Annotated in this window: 18 protein-coding genes and 4 pseudogenes; 10 read left to right on the forward strand and 12 right to left on the reverse strand. The window is 60.3% G+C overall.

Going from position 1 to position 15021, the window contains the following annotated elements; genetic code table 11:
* Positions 1-168: 168 nt before the first annotated feature.
* The 4 genes and pseudogenes from C7I87_RS02925 to C7I87_RS36700 all read right to left on the reverse strand — a co-directional run.
* Positions 169-401: pseudogene (locus tag C7I87_RS02925) on the reverse strand (Tn3 family transposase); the annotation flags it as partial.
* 58 nt (positions 402-459) lie between these two features.
* Entirely contained in the window at positions 460-609 is a 150-nt protein-coding gene (locus C7I87_RS36695) for a hypothetical protein (protein ID WP_373424610.1), read from the reverse strand.
* A 102-nt stretch (positions 610-711) separates the two neighbouring features.
* Positions 712-1224, reverse strand: a complete 513-nt coding sequence (locus C7I87_RS02930; protein ID WP_149902796.1) for a YciE/YciF ferroxidase family protein — start codon at positions 1222-1224, stop codon at positions 712-714.
* 99 nt (positions 1225-1323) lie between these two features.
* The gene (locus C7I87_RS36700) at positions 1324-1680 is read right to left on the reverse strand and encodes an isochorismatase family protein (protein ID WP_149902879.1); all 357 of its coding nucleotides are present in this window, start codon (positions 1678-1680) and stop codon (positions 1324-1326) included.
* Positions 1681-1880: 200 nt separating this feature from the next.
* Here C7I87_RS36700 and C7I87_RS02940 point away from each other — a divergent pair, with 200 nt between their 5' ends.
* The gene (locus C7I87_RS02940; protein WP_149902797.1) at positions 1881-2096 is read left to right on the forward strand and encodes a DUF3072 domain-containing protein; all 216 of its coding nucleotides are present in this window, start codon (positions 1881-1883) and stop codon (positions 2094-2096) included.
* 79 nt (positions 2097-2175) lie between these two features.
* On the opposite strand, the gene C7I87_RS02945 is transcribed toward C7I87_RS02940, so the two are convergent.
* On the reverse strand, positions 2176-2862 hold the full coding sequence (locus C7I87_RS02945; RefSeq protein WP_149902798.1) for a GntR family transcriptional regulator: 687 nt from the start codon (positions 2860-2862) through the stop codon (positions 2176-2178).
* A gap of 41 nt (positions 2863-2903) precedes the next feature.
* On the opposite strand from C7I87_RS02945, the gene C7I87_RS02950 reads away from it, so the two are divergent.
* Complete coding sequence (locus C7I87_RS02950; protein ID WP_246696165.1) at positions 2904-3260, forward strand: TOBE domain-containing protein; 357 nt, start codon at positions 2904-2906, stop codon at positions 3258-3260.
* Between the two features lie 713 nt (positions 3261-3973).
* Here the strand turns inward: C7I87_RS02950 and C7I87_RS02955 are convergent.
* Both C7I87_RS02955 and C7I87_RS02960 read right to left on the reverse strand, forming a co-directional pair.
* A pseudogene (locus C7I87_RS02955) lies at positions 3974-5602 on the reverse strand (HWE histidine kinase domain-containing protein); the annotation flags it as partial.
* Between the two features lie 301 nt (positions 5603-5903).
* Positions 5904-6937 (reverse strand): annotated as a pseudogene (locus C7I87_RS02960) (PAS domain-containing protein).
* Between the two features lie 234 nt (positions 6938-7171).
* Between C7I87_RS02960 and C7I87_RS02965 the strand changes: the two are divergent.
* Complete coding sequence (locus tag C7I87_RS02965) at positions 7172-7756, forward strand: EF-hand domain-containing protein (protein ID WP_246696166.1); 585 nt, start codon at positions 7172-7174, stop codon at positions 7754-7756.
* Between the two features lie 260 nt (positions 7757-8016).
* Positions 8017-8310, forward strand: a complete 294-nt coding sequence (locus C7I87_RS02970) for a hypothetical protein (RefSeq protein WP_149902801.1) — start codon at positions 8017-8019, stop codon at positions 8308-8310.
* A 171-nt stretch (positions 8311-8481) separates the two neighbouring features.
* On the opposite strand, the gene C7I87_RS02975 is transcribed toward C7I87_RS02970, so the two are convergent.
* Complete coding sequence (locus C7I87_RS02975; protein WP_188393710.1) at positions 8482-8700, reverse strand: hypothetical protein; 219 nt, start codon at positions 8698-8700, stop codon at positions 8482-8484.
* A 39-nt stretch (positions 8701-8739) separates the two neighbouring features.
* On the opposite strand from C7I87_RS02975, the gene C7I87_RS35085 reads away from it, so the two are divergent.
* The gene (locus tag C7I87_RS35085) at positions 8740-8964 is read left to right on the forward strand and encodes a hypothetical protein (RefSeq protein WP_188393711.1); all 225 of its coding nucleotides are present in this window, start codon (positions 8740-8742) and stop codon (positions 8962-8964) included.
* A 9-nt stretch (positions 8965-8973) separates the two neighbouring features.
* On the forward strand, positions 8974-9393 hold the full coding sequence (locus C7I87_RS02980; protein WP_149902802.1) for a hypothetical protein: 420 nt from the start codon (positions 8974-8976) through the stop codon (positions 9391-9393).
* Between the two features lie 22 nt (positions 9394-9415).
* Here the strand turns inward: C7I87_RS02980 and C7I87_RS02985 are convergent, their stop codons facing one another.
* The 3 genes from C7I87_RS02985 to C7I87_RS02995 all read right to left on the reverse strand — a co-directional run bounded on the left by C7I87_RS02985 (position 9416) and on the right by C7I87_RS02995 (position 10325).
* Entirely contained in the window at positions 9416-9724 is a 309-nt protein-coding gene (locus tag C7I87_RS02985) for a hypothetical protein (protein WP_149902803.1), read from the reverse strand.
* Between the two features lie 114 nt (positions 9725-9838).
* On the reverse strand, positions 9839-10102 hold the full coding sequence (locus tag C7I87_RS02990; protein WP_149902804.1) for a hypothetical protein: 264 nt from the start codon (positions 10100-10102) through the stop codon (positions 9839-9841).
* Complete coding sequence (locus C7I87_RS02995; RefSeq protein WP_149902805.1) at positions 10077-10325, reverse strand: hypothetical protein; 249 nt, start codon at positions 10323-10325, stop codon at positions 10077-10079. Before C7I87_RS02995 ends, C7I87_RS02990 begins: the two co-directional genes overlap by 26 nt.
* A gap of 321 nt (positions 10326-10646) precedes the next feature.
* On the opposite strand from C7I87_RS02995, the pseudogene C7I87_RS03000 reads away from it, so the two are divergent.
* Positions 10647-10892 (forward strand): annotated as a pseudogene (locus tag C7I87_RS03000) (alpha/beta fold hydrolase); the annotation flags it as partial.
* Between the two features lie 215 nt (positions 10893-11107).
* On the opposite strand, the gene C7I87_RS03005 reads toward C7I87_RS03000, so the two are convergent.
* The gene (locus C7I87_RS03005; RefSeq protein WP_149902806.1) at positions 11108-11626 is read right to left on the reverse strand and encodes a Ros/MucR family transcriptional regulator; all 519 of its coding nucleotides are present in this window, start codon (positions 11624-11626) and stop codon (positions 11108-11110) included.
* 363 nt (positions 11627-11989) lie between these two features.
* Between C7I87_RS03005 and C7I87_RS35090 the strand changes: the two genes are divergently transcribed.
* The 3 genes from C7I87_RS35090 to C7I87_RS03015 all read left to right on the forward strand — a co-directional run bounded on the left by C7I87_RS35090 (position 11990) and on the right by C7I87_RS03015 (position 15017).
* On the forward strand, positions 11990-12154 hold the full coding sequence (locus C7I87_RS35090; RefSeq protein ID WP_188393712.1) for a hypothetical protein: 165 nt from the start codon (positions 11990-11992) through the stop codon (positions 12152-12154).
* Between the two features lie 413 nt (positions 12155-12567).
* Positions 12568-12933, forward strand: a complete 366-nt coding sequence (locus C7I87_RS03010) for a hypothetical protein (RefSeq protein ID WP_149902807.1) — start codon at positions 12568-12570, stop codon at positions 12931-12933.
* A complete protein-coding gene (locus tag C7I87_RS03015; RefSeq protein ID WP_149902808.1) occupies positions 12930-15017 on the forward strand; it encodes a pyrroloquinoline quinone-dependent dehydrogenase in 2088 nt (695 codons plus the stop codon). The genes C7I87_RS03010 and C7I87_RS03015 overlap by 4 nt, the downstream gene beginning before the upstream one ends.
* The last annotated feature ends 4 nt before the right edge of the window (positions 15018-15021 follow it).

The raw sequence follows: 15021 nt of genomic DNA on the forward strand, positions 1-15021 counted from the left end.
CCTGTTTAGTGAACGAGTATCTTGTCCAGGACCCGCGTGTCCGCTCATTCTTTGGACGATCAAAGAACTCGTCAGGGACGTTTTGTTCGACGATCTGACCGCACTCCCAGAAATTCACCCTCTCGGCCACCTTTCGGCAAATTCCATTTCATGCGTGTGCCGCCTCGCTTTTGTTAGACCTGCTTGGCAGCGCGGGCGCAATGCCGGACTTGAGCACCATTCGATCATGAAGAGGGACCGCTCGATGCGACCGAGTTCTCGCAGCGCCCTGGCGAGTTGGCTCTCCTTTGGCGATGCCGAGAGCTTCTTCAGGATGGTCGACGGCACGACTGATCGCGTCGTGATCGATACTGCCAGGTGAAGCAGATCGTCCCAGTGGTCGAGAACGAGCGTGCTGCGTTTGAGAAGGGCGACGCATACCCGGCACTGTCGAACCACAGTGGAGCACCGATGAACCGGTTACGCAATCTCAAAGATCGGAAGTTCCACACGCTTGCTGATCAAGGCGAACAATCCGAAGACGTGATCGCTGACGCCGTCGGTGTAGGTGAAGTGCTTGCCGGTGGCATGAGCGACGGCCGCCGCCATGCGATTGAACGCTTGTTCCATGAGATGGGACTCAAGGGGGCGTGACTGCAACGAGCCCCGGCAACCTGCCAGGGCTCGGCGGATCGTGGACCGAGGGAAGATCCAGCCGTCCGCTGACCGCCGCTATGCGGCCTCGGCCGCTATATTGACAGCGGATTCGGCAAGCTCGGTGAGCGCAACGTCCGTTTCCTTTTCCTCGCCCAATGTCTGGTCGAGCAGGTTGACTGCCTCGGTCAAGCCGAGTTCGGAAGCCCACGTCCGGAGCGTGCCATAGCGTGAGATTTCATAATGCTCGACGGCTTGGGCGGCGGCCAGCAGGCCGGCGTCAAGCGAGGGGGAGCCCTTGTACTCCTCCATGATCTCGGCGCCTTCTTCGGTGATGCCCATGATGGCGGCGCAGGTCTTGCCGACGGGCTTCTTGTCGATCACCTCGAACACTTCCTCGAGCCGCGCGACGTGCTCCTCGGTCTGGACGCGATGCTTCTCGAAGGCCGCTTTCAGGTCACCGCTCTGCGCGGCCTTTGCCATCTTGGGCAACGTGACGAGAATCTTCTTCTCGGCGAAATAGATGTCTTTCAGCGTTTCGTAGAAAAGTTCGTTGAGGCCTTTCTTCGAGGCCGCCCTCGTCGTCGCCATGTGCGCATCTCCTGTTGGGGTCGTATCATTCTCAACACGGTCGCCCGCAAGTTGTTCCGAGCAGATTTTTGGCCGGCGAGGGCCGTGAACGATCATTTGTTATTGACGAGGTCCGCTGGCGCTTCGACTAGGCCCAGAATTGCAGAATTTCGTCCACCGGAGCGACTCGACATGGTGGAATATCTTTTGGTGAAGAGCCACGATGCTGTCATAGGCTTGGTCGGAGGTGCTGCAGATCGCATCCTCGGCCAGCACCGTCCGAAAGCCGAAATCGATGGCTCCAAGCAGGGTCTCCAGAACGCACGTGTCGGCCTCGCCTCCACTGACGACAATGGTGTCGACATCCCCCGCGGTGAGCGCGCGTTTTAACCTGCCTCCGAACCAGGGCGAATAGACCGGTTTGTCGAACTTTCGGGCCGGCGGAATGGAATCCTTCAGCTCCGGCGCCAGCTCGATGACGTCCGTCCCCGCTTTATTCGAGTATTATCTCTGCCCAGTGTTCATAATACCCGCGCCACTGGCCATGCCCGTCTCCTGCCCGTAGCGCCGGAATGAAGCGGGTGAAGATGGTTCGCCCCGGCCGCCTCAAAAGCCAAGTTCGATGAGGAACAAAACGGGATCAAAGGGGTTTCCCCCTGCGACGACAGGAGATTGCCATGGAAGACCCACGCGCGAAAACCGATGCCTCGGCCAACGTAGACAAAGACCCTGACGAATGGGTGAGCGGTGACGACCCGATGACTCCGTCCCAAGCATCCTATCTGAAAACGCTGTGTGAGCAGGCGGACGATCAGGAAAACTTTGCAGAGAACCTCAGTAAGGCAGAGGCTTCCAAGCGCATCGACGCGTTAAGGGCAAAGCTGAAACTTTAGGGCACCTGCGCAATGCACTGTCTACCCCGCACTGACCTGCCGTATCGTCGGTCCCGTGTTTCTGACGGGAAGGCCTGACTTACGGTCGGGCGAGCGGAGAAGACGCAATCTGTCCCCGAGCGATGTTCCAGGCGGATTCGACGTGCTGCCTTGCCGCGACTTCCGCTTCGTCAGGCTTGCGCGATCGGATGGCATCCATGATTTTATTCATTTCGGCGATCGCCGGCTCGCGCCTATTTGCGGAGGCGATCGTCATTGACCGCAGTTGATTGATTCGCACATTCAGTCCGCTCACGATCTCCCAGGCGACGCGCTTGTCCGCCGCCTCGAATAGCGCTTCGTAGAATTTCGTTGTCGCCCGCATCACCGCCGGGGGCTTGCCTGACGCCCACGCCTCGAACAGATCGGCCAGGGCATGCTCTAACGTGGCCAGTTGCTCGTCGGTAGCCGACAGAGCGCAGGCGCGCGCGGCGATACCTTCGAGCAGCGCCCGGAGTTCATAGATCTCGTCGGTGCGGCCGAGATCGGGCTTTGCCACTGCCGGCCCATGGCCCGGTATCATCTGCACCAGGCCCTCGGCCTCCAACTGGCGCAAAACTTCGCGCACGACAGAGCGGCTGACGCCGAGCTGATCGCAAAGCGGCCGCTCGACTAGCCTTTCGCCCGGCTGGAAATGGAAATCCATGATCGCCTCTCGCATGCGCTCCAGTGCCAGTGTTCTCAAGGTCTTGGCGCTGCGGTCGATGCGAAGCGTGTCGTCCGACATGTGAGGTCTCCTGCCTCGCCTTCATTGGCAACTCGAATTTCTTGGTCGCCGAGCATCTGGAGACCGTCAATGGCGCTTCCACCGTGCGCCTGGCCGACGGTTCGGTCGTGACCGGCGTGAAGACGACACAGGCCTTCGATCGCGGCCAGAAGACCCGCCTGATGGTGCGCCCCGAAGCCTTCCGGCTTACGCCCGGACCGGCATGCGCCGCGCTCGCCGTCGAGATCATCGATACCGCCTTCTTCGGTGACCGCAAGCGCGTCGTGGCGCGAACCGCCGGCGGCGACGAAATCGATGTCAGGCCAACGTCGGATGCGGCCGAACCGGAAGGCATCAATGCAGCCTCGCGAAGGCAGGTCTTCTTCGATCCCGCCTCTGCTTTCCTGTTTCCGGCCTGAAGGCTCCGACCGGCGATCATGTCCGGCCCGGGCCAAGTCTAAGCAAGTACGGCGGCAAGTCGCTAAGCTCGTGAAAACAATGGTCCCGATCTTTTCCGTTCGTCAGACCATACGGGATCGTACAAAAGTGCCCTCTGCCCAAAACATGTGGGCTCATTATGGCTTGGCGAAGTGGATGTACAAATTCGCTGAAGCTTTTCACCCAAATCGGCTTCAGGGCGGGATTCACTTCGGCGGTTAGCCGAGCTTTCGATCAGCCGGAGCGTCGCCGGCAAGATTTCTACACTCCGCCTCGGAGGCTTTCGTCGTTGTCCAACTCAGGATTGACTCTGGGACGCGGAATTCACTCGCATGGTGCAGACCAGTCCCGATTTCTGGAACTTCAGAGTGACGCGTCCTGACGTGCCGGACGCAAACACGCGCTCGAGGAGCTGCGTGCCGAAGCCTTTTCGCTCGATCGGTTCAACAGGTGGACCTCCGCGTTCGCGCCATTCCAGATTGAGCCAGCGATGCTGTTTTTGACCGAGAAGCTTCCACTGAATCGACACCGTGCCTGTTTCGTTCGACAGTGCTCCGTACTTTAGCGCATTCGTCGTAAGCTCATGAAAGGCCAGAGCGGCTGAAAGAGCGACGTTCGGTGGAAGCCACACAGACTCGCCGCTAATCTTGAAGCGGTCGATCGGTGCGTGTGAGCTAACTGATGTGGCAATCAGATCCTTGACGTCGGCGCCACTCCAGTTCTGCTGGATAAGCAGGTCGTTGGCCTTGGCCAGCGAGACGAGACGGCTGGAGAGGGTGCGTCCAGCTTCGGGCAAACTTGTGGCGTTGCGCAGTGTCTGGGACGCAATGGACTGAACCACGGCAAGGATATTCTTCACGCGATGGTTCAGCTCATTGGTCAACAATGTGAGCTGCTCCTCGCCGCGTTTGCGGTCCGTGATGTCGAGACTGATTTGTACGGCGCCGATAATGCTGCCGGCCGGGTTGCGAATTGGACGTGCGCTGGAAAGTAGAAAGCGCTCGACACCTGACGGCAGCGTGTAGGCGAACTCTTCATGATCCGTCAGCTGCCCGCGCATGGCGCGGCTCAGGGGGCGGTCCTCGCGGCTCACTATGTGGCCGTCCTTGACGGCCACGGTGTCGATGACGAGCTCGGGCCTGCCGAAGGACTTGTGGGCATCCGTCGGCAGGCCCATGAGTTCGGCCGCGAAGCGGTTGCGGATCACCTGAAGAGCTTTCGGATCGTATGTAAACCAGACCGCCGCCGGCGCTGTCTCCAACACCGCCTCCAGCTCGTAGCGCCGTTCGGCGATCGCACGCTCTGCGTCCACCATCGCCTGGGCAATGGCGGAAAACTCCATAACCGAAGTCGACAGGGGTTCGACGCCGCGGCCATGACCGAGCGCCTCGGCCCGTGTCGCCAGATCAGCGGTGGCCTGGGTAAATCTCTTGCCGACGAAATATCCGAGAGCAACGGAAACTAGAAGCGACAGGAGACCTATCCCGCAAATCGCGGCAAGCGAGCGCCAAAGCGGCGCCTGCGCAGCTGAAAGAGGGACGTTTGCGGTGTAGAACCAGTCAGAGTACGGGGATCTGTAGTAGCCTGCCAGCAGCGTCAGCCCTTCGAAGTTGCGGGACGTAAACGAGCCGGAGCGCCCAACTATCTTTTCCACGTACTCCGCCAATCCGCGCTTTCCGGTCCATTCGTCGTGCAACTTGGAACGTGCCACGTAGTTTCCGTCGCGATCCCCGACGCCCACGATCCATCCTTCCGGTACGGCCGGCATCAAAACATCGCGGATCCGGGCAGTCGGTACAGAAAGCGAAAGAAGCAGGTCCTCCCCCTTCGGGGCGGGCACCCGAATGGCGACAGCAACCCGGTATTCGCTTGACCCTTTGCCGGTGAAGACATCGCTGACGAAAACACCGGAACGGTTGAGTTTCTCGCGGTCAACAACAGCCATCGGTTCGACGGACGGCAAAGCGGCGCCGTAGCCGATTTCGGTGTTCACCAGCTGATTGCGGCCAAGATCGCGCAGGACAATGATCCGATCCGTCCCTTGGACAAGATTAAGAGCCTCGCGGTGGAAGGCTTGCAGATCGCCATTGGCGAGCGCGGCAGACTTGGAAAGGCCGTCGAGGATGGTTTGGAGATTTGCAAGCTCGCCTTCTACAACGAGCGACACCTGTCGAGCCGTTTGCACGGCATCCTGTTCAAAACGATATCGTTCATGCAGGGCATATTGGCCCAGCAAATAGCCGGCAAACAGCCAGACCGGGACTACGGCGGCGGCGATCAAACCAAGCAGGTGCGATCGAACTGATCGACGAGGCAAGTCCATATCCCGTGCCGCCTCAGGAATGCTCAACCATAGTCAGCGGGCCAGGAACAGCAAGCGTTAGTTCGAGCGAATATAGTGCCGTTGCACCTTGTTGACCTCGTTGGCGAAGCGGGCGCTGCCGGCTCGTTTGCCCTTTTGCACGGGACCATCGCGGTCCAGCCCGGAACCGGTCCGCCTTTGCTCTTCGTTTCGGAAAGCCCGGATTGCGGTAGTCGAGTTGTCGCTGCCGAACCAGGCCGGAAGGAAGGGCGGTGCCGTTGATCAGGCGCTGACACATTGCCCGGTGTAGGACCCGGGTTCTTCATCGCGAGAGCGCGACGTTGGGCACTTCAGCTACGATCCTTACCCCTTGATCGGACCACTCGCGGCGTAGTGAACCCTGAAGCTGTCGCCGGATCGTAGCTTCGGTCATAGCGTCCCAAATCCTTTGCGCCGAGCCGTCAGTGGGGGTGGTCCCCCGGTCTCCTCCCAAACGAGGACGAAGCCACCGTTTTGCGGGCTGAGCTGCCAACTGATTTGTACCTGACCCGTCTCTTTTGAGAGCGAGCCGTGGGAAGCCGCATTGACTGCCAGTTCGTGAATGAACAGCGCCAATGGCTGAACAGAATGTGCTGCCAGCAGGACTTCGGGACCGGCCAGCAGAGCGCGAGCCGCTCCATATGGCTCAATCTGAGATGAGATTGTTTCCCGCAATGGAATCTCGTGCCAGGCCCGCTTTGACAATAAGCCATGCGCCCGAGCCAGGACCTGTATGCGCCTCTGGACAGAGGCGGCATATAGCGCGGCATCGTCAGAGATCGTCAATCGTACGATGCTGTCGACAAGCGCAAGTACATTGTTGGCCCGATGGTCCACCTCCAGAAGCAGCCTATGCTCTGACGCTTCCAGGCTCTCGATCCTGCGATAATCCGTGCGATCAATCTGCGAGGCGAAATGGTAAACCAGACGGCCATCGTCGTCGTGGATTGGACTGAGGTGCAGCTGATTCCAGAACGCCGATCCGTCCTTTCGGTAGTTTAGCAACTCGACATTGACCGCACGGTCCTCCCGCAATCCTGCTCGGATTTCGGCGATCGCCGCAGGGGCGGTCGCGGCGCCTTGAAGAAACCGGCAGTTCCGTCCGAGAACTTCATTTGCCTCGTAGCCCGTGAGGTTCAGAAAAGCTTGGTTCGCTAGCACGATCGGAAAATCTTTCTGCGTGGCGTCAGTCACCACCATTGGCATTCGGGTTCGTTGGAAGGCTATGGCAGCTAATTCCTTGAGATCAGGCATAGCACGATCGGTGACGGCGGCCGGGGTATCACCGTGGAGACCGGATGTGCCTTCGTTGTCCATCGATGGTTTCCTGAGCTGAGATAAGCCGAGGAACAACGTCGATGAGACTAAAACGTTTCCCTTCGAGATATTCAGTATACGTCCGCCTCCAATCATAGCCAAATACCTCGATGTGGTCCCGTCCGGGAGACACCCCAACCAGCAATAGCAATTCGAATGCACCAATCAAACGGTTGTGAGCAGGCATGGCGACTTCTCCGAAGCCGGCCTTCTGCGCGCAGCGAGGAACTATAAATGGAGCTGCAGGTTTGGCTGAGATGCGGACATCGGTCCGACCATCCGTTAAAGGAGAGCAAGATGAAGAGAGCGATAAAAGCAACGGCAATCGCCGGGCTCCTGGTCATATGCGCATTGCCAGCAGTGGCCCAGTCAAGCGGTACGCCGGTGCCCGCAATCAAGGCACAGGATCATAGCCCCGAACGGCCGTCCGACAGCACAGGACAGTCCCAGGATTCGATGAGGGCAATGATGCGCCAGATGATGAACGAGATGATGCAGGAAAGGTCGCACGCAGATGGGTCCCAAGCCGAACGTGACGGTGGCGACCGCGGGGGCCGGGACTACAGAATGGGCCCGCGTGACCGAGACCGGATGGTCGAAGATCGCAGCCGCATTGGACCCAGAATGATGCATGGCGCAGCGATGCGAATGATGTTTGCTATCGTGGATGCCAATGGCGATGGATCGGTCTCACAGAGCGAAATCGAGGACTTTGTAGATCGCATTTTCAATGCAATAGACGAAAACGGTGACGGCCGCGTCGACATGGAGGAAATCCAAACCTTCTTCCATGGACCCGGCAATCGGGAGGCGGATTAATCTTGGGCGCTGGCCGGTTGCCAGCGGTCAGCCAAGCCTCACGCCGGAACAGGGAGGTGAACAGGGAGGTTGGCCATGCAGGCCGGGCTTGCGGTGCGTAAGTGTAAACAAAAGATAGCCCGCCCTAGTTAGCGCCCTTTTCGATCCGCCCGCAAGGAATCCGCAGGTGAGTGCGGCTCCAATCTCGGCGGTTGCGCGCTAGCACCGGCCGAACGAACATCGCGCCCGCTCCAGCCGTTGAGAGATTTTGGGGAACGAGCATGCAACTGGTCCAGATACTCCTTCCTCGCACCGACAACGCGGGAAAGCCCTTCGCCAGGGAAGATTTCGACCGTGTAAAGGACGAGCTCGCGCTTCGCTTCGACGGAGTCACGGCGTATTTGCGGACGCCCGCGGAAGGAGTCTGGAGGCAGGGCGAGGACGAGATCGTCATCTTTGAGGTTATGACGGAAGAAGTTGATCTGCCCGAGTGGCGAAGACGACGTTCGGAGTTGGAGCGGCGATTCCGTCAGGACCAGGTTGTCATCCGCTATCTACCCATGGCTTTGGTCTAGCTTCGATTCCTCGGTCTGCGGAAAGGGTGCGGATGCCCCGCGATAGACGAGCCGACGACGCTAGGGGCGATTCCTCGGTCAGGTCTGGGGTACATTGCAAGGCAGCTGCACCAGATGACCAGGCCGACGACCGGCTGTTTCAGCGCGCCGCCGGCCCGAAAAGGCAGAGCGTTATCCACGAGCGCGGATCGTAGTCGGTGTCGGCAATGCGCCTTGGTCCGGCCGCCGTCTCTCCGGGAGTTTCCACCCTATAGACCGGCCAAGCCCGTCATAGAAGGAGCGGGTAAAATCCTCGCCCGCCCCATTGGGCAGCGGTGTGTACTTGACCAGCGCCTGTGTCGCCGGATTGCCTTCATTCTCGAAGCGCATCTTGGCATAGGCGCCCGTCACGCTCAGCGAGGCCTGGTAGGGCCGGCAGAAGGGATCTAGGTGAACGTCTTCACGATGCCGTTGACGTCGGTCTTCGGCGCGGGAAGGCCACACTGGATGCCAGAAGCGTTTACAGCCACCGTCTTGCTTTCGATCCGGATTGCAACACACTCGATGATGAAGACCAGCATTGATCATCTGCCGGAGAAGAAGCAGCGAGAGACCATCGGGAATTTGGCGAACCAAGAAGCGTTGGGACAAGAACCGAACCGACGGCAAACATGAATGCCACGCGTGGCTGATATCCTTGGGGAGAAACGTGGCGCGGCAGCGATGAGCTACTGGAAGCAGACCATTGCGACCATTGCCGGGCAGATGCAGCGCGCCGGCATCGACCGAGCATCAGCCAGGAACTGCGATCGTTCCAGGATGCGCCGTGCAGCAGGAACTTTGGCGCCGAGCCGGTCAGGCCCAGCGGCCGCGAGGCAACGCGGCATTACACCGGCCTATCGCTGCGCCGCGACATGCATCGGTCAGGCCTTTGGCTGCCTGTCCGAGGCCGTCGAGCGGATGCCCGACGATCGCTTCTTGGCCGAGCACCAGGCCGCGCATGATGCGCCGCGTCCGGCGATATTGAGCGTGAGTGGTGGAAGCGCTGGCCGGAAGGTCGCGAGGATAATACAGCGTGACCCGGTTCTCGATGGTTGCCCTTGAGAACCGGGCCGCGTGGTTGCGATCAATAGTCGTTATCGCTGTCGCCATTGTCGATGACGACCGCACGGTGGTGGTGGCGGTGGATAGAACTCGTCACCACCACGGCGTCAGAACGGTGGCGGTGGCGCCAGTCACGATGGCCGTTATCGTAAAAAGCGACCTGGCCGTGATGCCGGTGGTGAAGACGCCCACCTTCGTCGTCATACATGACAACGGGACGATGGTGATAATGCCTGTGATGTGCGGAGATCACCACGTTAGCCTCGGCGGCCGAAGCGACGCTCGGAGCCCCCAGCGAAAGCGCCAAGGCGCCCAAGATCAAAGCCTTCATTTTGATGCTCCTATTATTTGCCTGAAACTCGTCCCTTCCCAAAAGAAACGACCAGCGGTTGTCTTTGTTCCTGTCTTGAGGCGGCGATCCATGGCAGCTCGCCTAGAGCCGAAGTCACATTCCGAGCGTTTGACCTGCATCCAGGTGAAGGAAAGCCGCCGAGGAATTGCTGCGAACTGCGTCCTGGAAGGCGTCGACGGCCGAGCCGTGCGTCACATCGACCAAGAGGGCCGCGGCGCGCTCAACCTCGTCGGCGGCGCGTTCAATGCGCTCAAGACGCTTCGCCAGGCTCTCATGCAGCGTCGCAAGCCGGGCGGCTCGGTGGAGATCGGCGCGCTCTTCGTAGTTCGAGTCAAGTGGTTCGAACAGCATCGTCATGGTAGCGGCTCCTCAACGCACGATTGTGGGTGGAGCGATTTTCAGCAGACGCCGATGGGCGGCTTTCGCGCGCCTGCCCGGCTCGTATGCGGCTGCAAAGGGCAAGGCTGATCGCAATCCCGTGATTGTCGTCGAGCATCGTCTTTGCCTGCTTGACGGAGAGCTCGGCTCGCTTGACGCGCTGCCTGGCCGCCGCCATTTCCAGAACTATAAGGTCAACCATTTTTCGGCACCCTTTCGGTTTGCCGTCCCTTCGCAGGATCAACAAGTGCCGGCAGCATTGGTTCCTGCGGCGCTGCCACGGCGGAGCGGTCGAGAGCCACCAGGAGCACTTGCATCCTTGCGGGGTTCCCGCAGAATTAGTTTGGGTAAGGTGCCTATGATCATCGGCCAATCTGGAACTGCGCACTGCGCGATAGACTGGTCGAAGCTGCCAAGGGCGACGACGCTGCGCTCGAGGCAGGTGGTGGCGTTGAGCAACCGGGCAACCTCGTCGGCTCAGCACCAAGGGCAGGATACGCCGTGTCCGGTGAACGCCCAAGGAATGTCGAAGACCATCGTTCTACTGCATGGTTTCGGCGGTTGCCAGCATGTCTGGCGCGAGGTGATTTCCTCCCTTTCGACTTCCGCTCGCACGCTGGCCTATGATCTTCCGGGGCACGGGCTGTCGCTCGATTTCACCGGTGCCGGCCCGGCCAAGGTGGCGGCAAGGGCCGTCCTGGCCGATCTCACCGCGCGATCGGTGAAACGCGTTCATCTGGTCGGCCATTCGATGGGCGGCGCGGTGGCGGCCAAAGAGCACCTTGGCCCGGCTTCCCTCTAAGAATGAAGCAGCCGAAGGAGCCACAAGGGCAACCCTCAACGTCAAGACCCAAGGAGAGTTCTCGCTCATCTGGTCACGCCGCACCGCCGAGTGAAATCAGCACTAAGAAGCCCCGGCGCGCCGCGCCGGGGCTTCACCATGCTCAGTCCGCCGTCCGATCGTAATCAGTCCGATGAGGCATTCTAGGCCTTAACAGCAGCTTTGCGCGTTTTCTTGACCGGCGACTTTGCAGCCGCCGAGGTTACGGTCGCGGCAGCAGCGCGAGGTGCCCCGTTGGCTGCTTCTGGCGCCGCAGCCTTGCGTCCGAGCCCGGATGCTTTTGCCAGAACTGAGCGTGCGGCCGCGTAGTTCGGCGCCACCATCGGATAGTCTGCCGGCAGGCTCCACTTCTGCCGATATTCCTCGGGGCTCAGATTGTAGTGGACTCCGATATGGCGTTTCAGAGATTTGAACTTTTTTCCGTCTTCCAGGCAGATGATGTAATCCGGCGTCACCGACTTCCTGATCGACACCGCCGGCTCCTGCTTGACCACGGATACCGCCACTGGCCTGCCTATCCCTTGCAGAGCGGCATGAATATCGCTGATCAGCTTCGGCAACTCGCCGACCGGCAGTGGATTGTTCGACACATAGGCGGAGACGATATCGGCAGCGATCGATACCATATCCGTTTGGCCGCCTTGTTCGGCTGAAATGGTCATGCAGTTTTCCTTTTTGTCTTTTCGGACGCCTAAAGACGTGTGATTTACCCGTTCCGCCAATTTGGCAAATAGTCCGTTTCCTTTCTACAATCCACTCCTCTCGCCAATATTATACGTCTAGCTTCGCTTTCATCGCTCTGATCGACTGCGGATAACCTTGCCGATCCATTGGGAAGCGAGGAACTTCCCCTCGCTTCCCCGCCATTGCCGCCTGTGCAGAGCAAGGCCGCCGGCTCGCAAAGCGGCCGACCAATCGGCAAACATCGCAATCAATCCCATCCGCTCCGCTCGACCGTGCAGCCTGGCTCCGCGCGCCGGCAATGGCCCCCATCACTCCCGCGCGCTCACGCGCCCCCGGAAGGCATGCCGCAGGAATGCATTCGCGAAGCTGTAATGGTCGAAGGGCGAAATAGCGCGAAAGAAGAACTGCTGGTCGACATCGCACATGAGCTTGCCAAGGCGCGCCCTGACCTGCTCGATCCCAAGCGGCTCGAGGTTCACCGGAGTCGAGGCGCGAACCGCGCTTGAGGAGGATGTGGGCGAAGCCAGATTTCGAAGCGTCGGCCGATTTCCTGCCTCGGCCTTGGTCGCCGGGAGCCGATCGCGCCTGGATAGTCGGCTGGCTACCTTGGGATGAACTGATCGCCGGATTGCTCGCCTATGTGCCCGCCCTGGGTGCGGCGCGAGAACCGCCCAGTGCCGAAGGCTATGCGAAGTATTGGGGTGAAATCACGTGCTTGGAAGTTGAGGCCAGGACAGGCAATCCAGACGGCACGATGGCCAGCAAAACTGCGTTTCCCTAGCCGAGCGCTGCGCGCTTCCGCCGCTCACGGGTTGTTGAAGCCGCGATTGGAACAGAGCGGCTGGGTCAAGGTTAGCGCAGTGCTCCGTCCCGCAGACGCCGCTTGGCGCTCGCTTGAAGAAAAGTTGCAGGAATGATCATGAGGACTCCGAACGTCACCCATCGTGGCCCGCTCGTCGTCATCACGGCAGCGGTGCTGGCGTGCGCAATCGCCTTCTACTACTTCGCGGCCCCGCTGACTGGGGTAACCGGAACCTCCGGAGCCATGCTTGTGCTCATCGCCAGCTTGGCGCTTGCGCTGGATGGACTCCTGTTGCGCTTCAAAGGCAATGGTGCCGTCTTCATCCTGGCCTGGGTCTTGGGCCTTCTGGGAGCACTCGGCACCTTCACCGCCGCCGCCTTTCTCCACGCTTGGTGGCTGGTGGCGGCCGTTGCCGTTGTGCTGGCCGGGCTGCTGATCACGCTGGGTTTCCGACAGACCAAGACTCAGGATACGTCACAATGAGAACTGCTATCTTGCGCCCGGCCCTGGGCTTGATCGTGTTTCTGTCGCTGGCGTTTGGCCTTCATTCCGTATCTGCCCAAAATTACAAGAATTCACCCGAGTCACAGCCGGGCGGCATAGTTAAACAGCCGAACGAGGCGAGCGGGGGCACCAGCCCTTCGACCGGGGACGCAGGCTCGCCGAAGGAAGCGACAACAGCCCCGCTACCTGCACCCAAGCCAATCCCACTGATCCCGCCACAGCCGACCTGGAACAGCTTTCACGGCCAGCTCAATGGCCAGAAGTACTCGCCGCTCACTCAGATAACCGCGGCAAACGTCGGTTCGCTGCGTAAAGCATGGGAGTTGCACACCGGCGATATGTCGGATGGTTCAGGCGAATTGCCCGCATCCGTCTGGTCCGCAACCCCCATTTTCGCCAATGATACGCTTTATATCGGGACCCCCTTCTACGGGGTGCTGGCGCTCGATCCCGGCACAGGGGCGATCAAGTGGAAGTTCGAGTCCAAAACCACCCTGAAAGCCTTGACACAGCCAGCCCTGAAGAACCGTGGCGTCGCTTACTGGGAGAGCAAGAAGCCCGTTGCGGGCGAGGGCTGTCAGAAGATCGTCTATCTCGGCACCATGGACGCGCACCTCTTCGCGCTGGACGCCGACACCGGACAGCTCTGCAAAAAATTCGGCTCGGGTGGGGTGCTCGATGTAAACCAATGGAACGACATCAACGCCAAGTACCCGCTATCGCTTTTGCAGCCTCCCACCGTGGCGGGAAACCATGTCATCATCGGCTGGGCCGGTAAGGATTGGGCCTATGCCGAGGCTCCTCCCGGCACGGTCTTCTCGCTGGATCCGCAGACGGGCGCGCGACAGTGGACGTTTTCGTCGCTGCCGGCGCAGATCGCAAAACGTACCGGCACCGCCAATGTCTGGACGGCAATGTCCGTGGACGAAGGGCTCGGCCTTGTGTACCTGCCCGTCTCCAGCCCATCGCCGAATTACTGGGGCGGCAACCGTGCCAGCCCGATACCGCTGGCGACGTCCACCACCGCACTGGATCTCGAAACTGGCAAGGTCGTCTGGTCGCGACAGTGGGTCCATCACGACATCTGGGATTACGACATCAACTCGGCGCCCACGCTTATGGACATCACGGTGGCAGGCAAACAAGTTCCTGCCCTGATGCAGGCGACGAAGATGGGCTTTCTGTTCGTGGTTGACCGGCGCACCGGAAAAGACGTCTGGCCGATCGATGAACGCCCTGTACCTGGCGGCGACGGCACCGTCCAGGGGGAGGTCTACGCTCCCACGCAACCGTTCCCGACCAAACCCGCACCGCTGCTGGACCAGTCCAAAAAGCCAGCAATCTGGCGAATAGCTGATGTCGTCGGGCTGGGCGAGTGCTCTCGGTTATGGGACAACCTCTCCTACCGTGGCATGTACAGTCCGCCAACGCACAAAGGCGACGGCGTGCTGGCTTACCCGGACTCGGCTGGCGGAGTGCAATGGGGTGGTGTCGGTTTCGATCCAAGCACCCAAACGGCGGTGGTCAACTTCTCGCATGTTGTCCAATCCATCAAGCTCTTTCCGCGCGACGAATACCAGCGGCTCGCCGGCAATTCCGGCAATGAACAGGGCTACTATCCGCAAGAGGGCGCGCCGTACGGCATGTCGCTGCGCAACGCTCTCAACTGGCTCGGCATGCCCTGCTGGGCCCCGCCCTTCGGAGAAATCGCCGCCATCGATATGACCACCGGCGGCATCAAATGGCGCCGGCCGATGGGTGCATCGCAGAAGTGGGGCTTCTATATGCCAGAATCCCTTGGGTCCGTGACGATTGGTGGCCCCGCCGTGACGGCAGGTGGTTTGATATTCATCGGGGGTTCGATGGACGCCAAGGTGCGAGCCTATTCGCTCGCCAACGGACAGGAATTGTGGTCCGACATCGTCCAGGCGCCTGCGGTGGCCAATCCTGCGGTGTACGAGTATCGCGGCCGCGAGTACGTGGTGTTCGTCGCTGGCGGAAACACCATTCTGAAAGACCAGGTCGGCGATCAGGTTGCCGCTTATGCCCTTCCCGGGCCCTAACGAC

The sequence above is a fragment of the Mesorhizobium sp. SARCC-RB16n genome (assembly GCF_008520305.1).
Taxonomy (GTDB): domain Bacteria; phylum Pseudomonadota; class Alphaproteobacteria; order Rhizobiales; family Rhizobiaceae; genus Mesorhizobium.